Source organism: Algoriphagus sp. NBT04N3 (assembly GCF_019443765.1).
GTDB classification, from domain to species: domain Bacteria; phylum Bacteroidota; class Bacteroidia; order Cytophagales; family Cyclobacteriaceae; genus Algoriphagus; species Algoriphagus ornithinivorans.
The window spans coordinates 592,992-602,500 of record NZ_CP048415.1 but is presented as its reverse complement, the minus strand read 5'-3'; the positions used below and the strand labels follow the sequence as shown (position 1 = coordinate 602,500).

Annotated in this window: 7 protein-coding genes and 1 tRNA gene (1 of these 8 only partly in view); 2 read left to right on the top strand and 6 right to left on the bottom strand. The window is 39.1% G+C overall.

Annotation, left to right across the window (positions count from 1 at the left end):
• The 6 genes from GYM62_RS02670 to GYM62_RS02645 form a co-directional block, all read right to left on the bottom strand.
• Positions 1–880: the 5' portion of a type IX secretion system membrane protein PorP/SprF gene (locus GYM62_RS02670; RefSeq protein ID WP_219958193.1), read on the bottom strand. It extends 143 nt beyond the left edge of the window; the window shows 880 of its 1,023 coding nt (coding positions 1–880); its start codon is at positions 878–880; the stop codon falls past the left edge of the window.
• Positions 877–3,219 carry a PKD domain-containing protein gene (locus tag GYM62_RS02665; protein WP_255590508.1) on the bottom strand — a complete coding sequence of 781 codons (2,343 nt, stop codon included), beginning with the start codon at positions 3,217–3,219 and terminating at the stop codon, positions 877–879. Before GYM62_RS02665 ends, GYM62_RS02670 begins: the two co-directional genes overlap by 4 nt.
• Positions 3,220–3,306: 87 nt before the next feature.
• The gene (locus GYM62_RS02660) at positions 3,307–4,578 is read right to left on the bottom strand and encodes an adenylosuccinate synthase (protein ID WP_219958191.1); all 1,272 of its coding nucleotides are present in this window, start codon (positions 4,576–4,578) and stop codon (positions 3,307–3,309) included.
• A gap of 159 nt (positions 4,579–4,737) precedes the next feature.
• A complete protein-coding gene (locus GYM62_RS02655) occupies positions 4,738–5,082 on the bottom strand; it encodes an STAS domain-containing protein (RefSeq protein ID WP_219958190.1) in 345 nt (114 codons plus the stop codon).
• Between the two features lie 3 nt (positions 5,083–5,085).
• The gene (locus GYM62_RS02650) at positions 5,086–5,553 is read right to left on the bottom strand and encodes a Fur family transcriptional regulator (protein WP_144604095.1); all 468 of its coding nucleotides are present in this window, start codon (positions 5,551–5,553) and stop codon (positions 5,086–5,088) included.
• Positions 5,554–5,606: 53 nt separating this feature from the next.
• Positions 5,607–7,826 carry a bifunctional (p)ppGpp synthetase/guanosine-3',5'-bis(diphosphate) 3'-pyrophosphohydrolase gene (locus tag GYM62_RS02645; RefSeq protein WP_219958189.1) on the bottom strand — a complete coding sequence of 740 codons (2,220 nt, stop codon included), beginning with the start codon at positions 7,824–7,826 and terminating at the stop codon, positions 5,607–5,609.
• Positions 7,827–7,986: 160 nt separating this feature from the next.
• Between GYM62_RS02645 and GYM62_RS02640 the strand changes: the two genes are divergently transcribed.
• Together GYM62_RS02640 and tig are read left to right on the top strand one after the other, a co-directional pair.
• Positions 7,987–8,068: transfer RNA gene (locus GYM62_RS02640), tRNA-Leu, on the top strand.
• A 93-nt stretch (positions 8,069–8,161) separates the two neighbouring features.
• Positions 8,162–9,490: a trigger factor gene (gene tig / locus GYM62_RS02635; protein WP_219958188.1), complete on the top strand. Its 1,329-nt coding sequence runs from the start codon at positions 8,162–8,164 to the stop codon at positions 9,488–9,490.
• Positions 9,491–9,509: the final 19 nt, after the last annotated feature.

The window sequence follows — 9,509 nt, the reverse complement described above, 5'->3', positions numbered from 1 at the left end:
GCTCAATCCCTGAATCCAAGGATATCCCTACCAAGGCAATTAAAGACTCACTATTTGGCAACTGGTACTTAGTTGGAAGACCTCGGTACCACAAACCAAGGATTAATGGCTCAAAGAAAAATTCAGCACCAATATCCAGTTGATTATACAATCCCTGCTGTCTATAATTAAAAGCAATGGCCATAGATCGTTCCTGATCATAATTATTCAGATACTCATTGATATAGCCAGGAGCCAATTCAAACCTATATCCTCCATGAACCCCAAACCTCATAGGTAAAGTGTTTTCACTTTCTGAAAGAAAACTAATCGAGGGTTCCAATAAATGAAAGGCTGAACCTCCCATCCAAAACTTTTTCCCATAAAATAAAAAGCCAGTATGGGCATCAAATGAACGAAGCTTGCTTTCACCCTCAAATCCATCTCCCGGCTGTCCAATAATCACTCCTCTGTTGATATCAAGCTGCGTACCCAAAATGACTCTATCAAAATATACATCTCTTCCAGTGAAACTACCTTGAAAGCCAATCTGAAAGAATGTACTCTCTGATAATTTCAAGCGGTAACTATAAAGCAAACCCACTTCATACCATTGACTTTGAGTAAAGGACTCTTTTGCCCCTGTAATAATAACACCTACCCCACTATTCAAATTTTCAAAGTAATGATCTCCATAGGCTGTAGATGCTAAAAAACTCTGATCTAATGCTGGCCATTGATTTCTAAAATTAAAACCTACTCTACTTTCGTCAGTACTGCCTGCAAAAGCTGGATTTAAATAAAACGGGTTGGCATAAAATTGCGAGTATTGAACATCCTGTCCTTTCGAAAAGAAACAAATCAGAAAAAACAAAACCGCGAAAATCGAAAATTTACTCATCTGATCAGCTTAAATTTTCCACTCTCTTTTACTTGCTCTCCTTCTGTAGAAACACCATTGAATCGATAGATATATGTACCAGCATCCACTAATTTCCCCTCGATGGTTCCATCCCATCCTGCACCATTCAATTCATTGCTCTGGAAAATCAAATCACCCCATAAATTAAAAATCAAAAGTTCTGCACTGACCAGCCCCTTGTATTTTGGAGTGTAAGTTTTATTTTCCTCCAAACCCGGAGTGAATCCAGTCGGAAACATCACCCGGTAACTTTTGGTAATAGAAATAACCTTAGTCAAGCTTTTTTGACAGCCAAACCTATCAGTCAAGGTTAAAGTAACCTCAAACTCACCTTTCTTTCCGAAAACATGCACGGGGTCTCTATTTTGAGAGGTTTCCCCATCGCCAAAATCCCAAGACCAGCGGATAGTTCTTGTATCTGACATATCTGTGAACTGGATAGGATCATCAGGAAAAATACCACCTTCTGCATCCCCTCGAATATCTGTACCCTGAACAACAAAGTCGTAACCAATTAATAGTTCTTCCTCCTGAATGAATACCTCCACTTGATTGGAACCGGAATAACAATCAAATTCTTTAGGCTTCACAAAGACTTCGTAAGTGCCACTTTGATTTAAAGTTAAAATCTCTTCGTTTTCCAATTCCAAACCATTCCCAGTCAATAAATAATCAAATGACTCTGGATCATATGAGGATATACCTTCAAAAATATTTACTGGCTCACCGGGTACACATCCCACAACTAATTCATCAAAAATTAATTCCGGATACTCTGGATATACCACCTCAATCGGATCCGATTTAGCAGGACAATTATTTCTATTGTAAGCCCAAACCTCTACCATGCCCTCATTACTTATAATAAGCTGGTCAGAGGTTTCATTAACTATCAATTCCCCATCAAGATACCATTCGTACCGAGTATAATCTTCATTCCCACTCGCTATAAAAGTCAATGATTCTCCAGGGCAGCTATTGATACTTCCTTCCACAACTTCTTTACCGATGACCTCCAAACTTACTGGCTCTGGAGACTCTTGTATCCTTAGGGTAATTTTATTCCCTTCAGAAGCTTTCCCATAATTATCCCCAATAGTGTAAAAAACGGTGACCTCTTGACCGGCAAAGCCTTCATTTGGGAAAAATGTGTAGGCACCTTTTTCTCCTGCCTCCAGAATTCCTTCCGACAGAACCAAATACCTATTTTGTTCCAAACATCTTGCCTGAGTACAGATATCATCTGCCTGTGCCTGAATTTCCTCCCTTGTCCTGTAAAATTGCAAACAGCGAATTTCTGAGTCAGCATTAGGTAAAACCACATCCTGATCCAAAATAAAAAACTGATTTTCCTGTCCCTCACAAGTAGCAACATCTTCGAAATCTATTCCGATGGGATTTTCCAAAGCGTCGTCATTTGACACTTCAACTTGAAGGTTTCTGATTTCATGAAAATTAGTAAACCCTCCGGTAGAAGCTGCAAATCCGATTTTAAGATTTTTCGGTGCAGGAAAATCATAAGGCCTATCGAATATGGTCACCATTCTCGGTTGATTGGGCTGAGTAGTGACCATCATTCTCAAGGTGAGAAAAAAACCTACTCCATTAGGATTGGGTTCTAATTCTAAAAACACCTTTCTATAGCCAGGCTGATTAGGATCTGTCACTCTAGTAGTCCCTGAACCACCAGAGCTAATTGGGAATTGTGCTCCTGGATTGAGCCCATCGTTATTAGTTCCTGTTGTATTGGTTTTTCTTCCTACTATAAACTGATAACCCTGAAACCCATTTCCTGGTCCTCTTACTACAATAGCATCTGGTACTCTTTCTTCAGGCTGAATATTAGAAAACCTGCCAATCCTTCCCTCGCCACTGTTGCCGAAATTCCCAAACTCATCAAAGCCAATTCCTATGTAGGCATTACTCAATCCAGACTCATTATTTCTAGGAGCATAGCCTAAGGAGCCTCCAAATCCACCAGGTGAAAAATTCTGTGTATCTCCATCAAATAAAAAAATGGTCAAACCATCAGCCAGGAACTGGCCTGTTCCTCCATAGCTGAAATACTCAAATTCTGACTTAATCCCATAAATGGATGGAAATGGCACATCAATGTAAACATAACCTACTTGATCATTCAAATTACTGGTGAGTCTCAGGACCCCGCCAGTCAAGGAAGCATTTCCCCCAAATATGGTCTTAGATTGAGTGCCTGGCGTTTGAAAACTTTCACAATACGGAAACCCTGTCTGAGCTTTAACTCCTACCAAGAAATTCAAAAAGATTAAAAGACCGGCAACAAAAAATTTAAAATTCATTCTCCTACACATTTTGCTAAAAATACGAAATGATCTCAGCACAAAAAGAAAAAAGCCTCGAATGGTTAAAATCCGAGGCTAAAATTTTTATCTCATAATGGTTTGGACTCTATCCGGCCCCACCGAAACCAATTTGATTGGGACGTTGAGCTCTTTTTCCAGATAAGACACATAGTCTTTCAATTCTTGAGGGAAATCTTCATAAGATCTAACGTTTTCCAAAGAGCAATTCCAGCCCTTCATTGTCTTATAAACTGGCTTAACTTCGGTATCTGTGATTTCAAAGCTCAAACGATCAATCTTTTCCCCATTTGGAAGTTCATACTGGGTACAAACTTTGATCTCTTCGAAAATATTTAACACGTCTGCTTTCATCATAAACAATTGGGTAACTCCATTGATCATGATACTATATCTCAATGCTGGTAAATCTAACCATCCACATCTTCTAGGTCTTCCAGTAGTACTGCCGAACTCATTACCTTCTTTTCTCATGTCTTCCCCAGTCTGATCAAATAATTCAGTTGGGAAAGGGCCACTCCCTACACGGGTACAATAGGCTTTGAAAATTCCAAACACATCTCCGATTTTGGATGGAGCAACTCCCAAACCTGTACACGCTCCTGCGGTCATGGTACTAGAGCTAGTCACAAATGGATAAGAGCCAAAGTCTACATCCAGTAATGAACCTTGAGCACCCTCGGCTAAGATTCTTTTATTGGCTGATAAAGCTTCATTGACCACGTACTCACTATCGATTAGATTGAGTGTCTTGAAAAATTCAACCGCGTCAAAGAATTGCTTTTCCATTTCAGCCAATTGATCCAAAGGGAAGTCATAAAAAGACAAGGTGGTCTTATGCTTTTCTAAAAGCGTATTATATTTCTCTTTAAACTCAGGGCTTAGGATATCTCCCACTCGAAGAGCAGTTCTACCAATTTTATCTTGGTAAGTTGGACCAATTCCTTTGAGTGTAGATCCAATTTTCTTATCTCCTTTGGATTGCTCGTAAGCAGCATCCAATAATTTATGGGTTGGAACGATGATGGTGGCTTTCTTTGAGATCACCAAGTTTTTCATGTAATCGATGGAAAACTTACCCAATCCATCTATCTCTTTTTTCAAAACCACTGGATCCAGTACCACTCCATTTCCAATAATGTTAAGAATCTGAGATCTAAAAATTCCTGAAGGAATTTGGTGTAAAACATGCTTGATGCCATCAAACTCCAATGTATGTCCTGCATTGGGGCCTCCCTGAAAGCGGGCTACGATTTCATATTCAGGAGCTAAAACATCTACAATTTTTCCTTTTCCTTCATCTCCCCACTGGAGACCCAGAAGTACATCCATCTTCATTTGATGTGCGGTCTAAACGGTTAATCAAAGTCTTTTTGAAGGGCGAAATTTGCGATTCGAGTAAAGAAAACCAAGTGAATTAGGATAAATAATTACCTGAACCAAAAAGAAAAAGTCAACCCGCCCGTGAACAGGTTGACTTTATATCGCATTCAATTTCTATTGATTTTTCTTTTGAAACTCCTCTACGGAATCAAAAACAGTGAATATGTTGTTCAATTTCGTAATGATCAGCAACTTTTTAACATGATCTGAAGGGGAGGTCAGATAAACTTCTCCTCCCACATTTCGCATTTTGGTCAACATGGTAATAAGAAGGCCAATCCCCGAGGAACTGATATATCTCACTTCGCTCAGATCAATGACAAAAATTTTAGCACCCTCTTCAATCGCATCGGAAACCACTTCCACTAGCTTAGGCCCAACTTCATCCCCAATCAAATCCCCTTGGATGTATAAATAATGCGCTTTTTCGTCCTGTGCGCTTCTATAGGTTAATTTCATTTTCTAATTAGTGGGTCTATTTTCACATTTTTCCTTGGTACAATTCCCATACAAAATCAGTGAGTGATGCATTACTTTGAAATCCAAAATATCCCCTACGGTATTTTGAATATTTTGGATACGGGGATCACAAAATTCCATCACCTGATTACAGTCTACACAGATCAAATGATCATGCTGCTTGTATCCATAGGATTTTTCAAACTGTGCAAGATTCTTTCCGAATTGGTGTTTGGTCACTAGGTCACATTCCACCAAAAGATCCAGGGTATTATAAACAGTAGCTCGGCTGACGCGGTAATTCTTATTTTTCATACTGATGTAAAGAGACTCCACATCAAAATGCCCGCTTCGGCTATAAATTTCTTCTAAAATCGCATATCGCTCAGGAGTCTTCCTGAGCTTTTGATTTTCGAGATAGGCTGTAAATATTTTCTTTACTTCTTCGAAATGAGTTGTATTCAAAGACATTGGCTTCTTTTTTTCCAAATATAACTTTTGATAGGGAGAAAAGATTCATTTGTTCAATCAAAGCGTGAAACCTTGATGATTCCCTCTACCTGACTCAAATTTTTCATCAATTTATCCAAATGCTCTGTGCTGTGGACATAGAGCTTGATTGTTCCTTCGAAAATCCCGGCATCTGAATCCACTGTAATTGACCGCATATTTACTTTCAATTCATTGGATATCACCTTAGTAACATCATTGATCAAGCCCACACGGTCTGTGCCGACAATGTGTAAACCTGCTAAAAACGCAATTTCCTTTTGACTGGTCCAACGGGCTTTGATCACTCGATTTCCATGATTGGAAAGGAGTTCCAAGGCATTGGGGCAGGAAGTTCTATGGATTTTAATTCCTTCATTGACAGTCACAAATCCAAAAACATCATCTCCCGGGATAGGATTACAGCATTTTGCAAGGATATAATCCACTACATCCATATCCTCCCCGATCAGCAACTGATCATGATCAGGTCCTTTCAAGCTTTTGATTTCTTTGGTGAAGGTACTTTCATCTTTCACCTTTTCCTGAATAGCCTTATGCTTCAGTTTCTGGTTTTCTTTAAAATCTTTGAAGGACTTGATCGTGGTAGGGTCAATTATTCCTTTCCCCACTCTATAATAAAATTCATTCGCAGTTTTCAATTCAAAGAAAGCCCGTAGCTTCTCTACAGTCTCTGAATTGAAATCCATCTTCATCTGCTTAAGCTTTCTTTGGATGATCTCTTTTCCATCCAAAATGGCAGATTTCTTCTCCTCTCTCAGCGCATCTTTGATTTTGGCCTTAGCACGAGAGGTCATTACGTTATTCAACCAATCTTCTGTCGGCTTTTGCTTATTGGAGGTGAGAATTTCTACCTGATCTCCATTTTTCAGCTTATGATTGATAGGAACCAGCTTCTGATTCACTTTGGCACCAATACATCTGGCTCCTACTTCAGTATGGATTTCAAAAGCAAAATCCAAAGCTGTTGAACCGAAAGGCAACACTTTCAAATCTCCTTTAGGCGTAAAGACGAAAACCTCTTCATGAAATAAATTTCCGCGGAAATCATCCATGAATTCGATAGCATTTCCATCATTGGATTCCAGCATGCTCCTAACCTGCGTAATCCAATCATCCAATCCGGAACTACCCTTACCGCTACTGTCTTTCTCCTTGTATTTCCAGTGTGCAGCATATCCTCTTTCCGCAATTTCATCCATTCTGGAAGTCCTAATCTGTACTTCCACCCACTGCCCTGTATTACTCATTACAGTAGTGTGAAGGGACTCGTAACCATTGGATCTGGGAGTACTGATCCAATCTCGAAGTCGATCAGGATTTGGTCTATAAAAATCAGTGACAATGGAATATACCTGCCAGCAATCAGCCTTTTCACTTTCCAATTCACTATCCAAAATGATACGTACCGCAAACAAGTCATAAACCTCTTCAAACGGAATCCCCTGCTTTTTCATCTTGTTATAAATTGAAAAAACAGATTTGGGCCTGCCCTTAATGCTGAAAGAAAAGCCTTGGCGATTCAACTCTTCCTCGATTGGCTGAATGAAAGACCTGATGAATCTATTTCTGTAGGATTTTGATTCATTAATCTTATTAACAATATCCTTATAGGTATCAGTATCGGTGTATTTCAGGTAAAGATCCTCTAATTCAGACTTAATCGCATAAAGTCCCAATCGGTGTGCAAGTGGGGCGTACAGATACATTGTTTCTGATGCGATTTTCAATTGCTTATGCCTAGGCATGCTAGCCAAGGTCCGCATATTGTTCAGACGATCTGCAATTTTGATCAAAATTACCCGCACATCATCCGAAAGAGTCAGAAGCATTTTCCGGAAATTCTCAGCTTGCTGAGAGCTTCCATACTCAAATACTCCAGATATTTTAGTCAAACCATCTATGATGGTCATGACTTTATGTCCAAACTCCCGGTCTATATCTTCTAACTCCCAATCAGTATCTTCTACCACATCATGTAATAAGGCAGATACAATTGAAGTGGTGCCCAATCCGATTTCTTCCACACAGATCAATGCTACTTCTAATGGATGATAGATATAGGGTTCCCCCGACTTCCTCCTCATATCCTTATGAGCCTCCAGAGATACATTAAAAGCTCTTTTAATGAGCTTTGCATCCCCTTCCTTCAGGATGGGTTTGGCTTGACGAAGAATTCTTCTATATCGCTTTAAAATTTCTTTTCTCTCTTCTTCGAGATCTACTTGAATCATACTGAGGGAATTTACTACAAAAATGGAAGCTGTCTCTTAATTTTTGGAAATGATTTTAGATTTTTTTTTGGGTGAGCATTTGCAAATTATCTTTTAGTACCTACATTTGCATCCACAATTGAAAACGGGATGTAATATCCGGATTTGAATTGGTTCAACTGCGGATGTGGCGAAATTGGTAGACGCACTAGACTTAGGATCTAGCGCCGCGAGGCATGGGGGTTCGAGTCCCTCCATCCGCACACATACCGAACCCTCAATCACTCGACTGTTTCAACAAACAGGAAAGAGATTGGGGGTTTTTAGTTAATCTTCATCATAAACATACAAGCGCTTTGGAAATCACATTAGACAAGCACTCAGCAAATCAAGCTTCTATTAAAATTAAGCTAACAGAAGCAGATTATCAACCGAAGGTAGATGCCAAATTGAAAGATTATGCTAGAAAAGCTAATATTCGTGGCTTCAGACCTGGGAAAGCTCCAATTTCCATGGTTAAAAACATGTATGGAACTTCCGTTTTGGTGGAAGAAATCAATGGGATTTTGGGTGACTCCTTGAATAAGTATCTGAAAGAGCAAACTTTCAGAGTTTTGGGTGATCCACTTCCAGTAGAAAACGTTGAGGAGAAAATTGACTGGAAAAACCAGAAAGATTTTGATTTTGAATACAAAATCGGTTTTATCGAGAATTTTGAATTGCCGCTTGACAAGAAAATCAAAGCTACCAAATACGCAATCAAGGTAGATGACAAATTGGTCAATGAAACCATAGAGAACCTAAAATCTCAGTATGGAAACAGCACCAATCCGGAAACTTCTGAGGAGGGTGACAATGTATATGGAGACTTGAAAGCTGCTGAAGGAGATTTCACAAAAACTATTTCTTTACCACTTTCTAAGTTGAGTAAAAAATTAGCTAAAAAATTCATCGGTCTTGGTAAAGATGCGGTAGTTGAGTTTGACGCTAAAGACGTGAAAAAAGGTGAGTGGGATGAGGCTTTTGACTTTTCTGAAGATGAAATGCAATTTGCCAATGGAGCTTTTACATTCACTGTAAAGAATATCAACAGAACTGAAGAGGCGAAAATGGATCAGGAGTTTTTTGATAAAATCTTCGGCCCAGAGCAAGTTAAGTCGGAAGAAGAATTCGTGGCTAAAGTAAAAGACACTCTTCAGTCTAATTACGATAAAGAATCCAAAGTTTTCACTGAGGAAGAATTAAAGAAAGTGTTGGTAGAAAAGGCCAGCCTTGATTTGCCGGAAGACTTCTTGAAAGAGTGGTTGCTTAAAGCAAACGAAGGGAAAGTCACTCAGGAAGACGTTGATAAAGAATTTCCAATCTATGCAAGACAGTTGATTTGGTCTTTGGTTTCTAATGAGTTGGCTAGAGCTAATGAAATTAAGGCGGAGCACGAAGATGTTATCGCTAAAACCAAAGAGATGATCAGGGAGCAATTCGCAGCAAGTGGTCTTGGATCTCAAATGGAAGACAGCATGGATATGTTTGTAGACAACTATCTGAAAGGAGAAGAAGGTCAAAACTATATGAATATGTTGACCTCAGTGCAGAATGACAAAGTCTTGTCATTTGTACAGGAAAAAATAGACATGAAAGAAAAGGAAATAAGCATTGATCAGTTCAAGGAACTTTTAGAAAAGTAAAATGCTTTTAGCTCTATAA

What these genes read in the sequence shown, in the direction of transcription:
- GYM62_RS02660 (WP_219958191.1), bottom strand. Translation starts at nt 4,578, where the DNA reads ATGAAGATGGATGTACTTCTGGGTCTCCAGTGGGGAGATGAAGGAAAA.
- GYM62_RS02655 (WP_219958190.1), bottom strand. Translation starts at nt 5,082, where the DNA reads ATGAAATTAACCTATAGAAGCGCACAGGACGAAAAAGCGCATTATTTA.
- GYM62_RS02645 (WP_219958189.1), bottom strand. Translation starts at nt 7,826, where the DNA reads ATGATTCAAGTAGATCTCGAAGAAGAGAGAAAAGAAATTTTAAAGCGA.
- GYM62_RS02665 (WP_255590508.1), bottom strand. Translation starts at nt 3,219, where the DNA reads ATGAATTTTAAATTTTTTGTTGCCGGTCTTTTAATCTTTTTGAATTTC.
- GYM62_RS02650 (WP_144604095.1), bottom strand. Translation starts at nt 5,553, where the DNA reads ATGTCTTTGAATACAACTCATTTCGAAGAAGTAAAGAAAATATTTACA.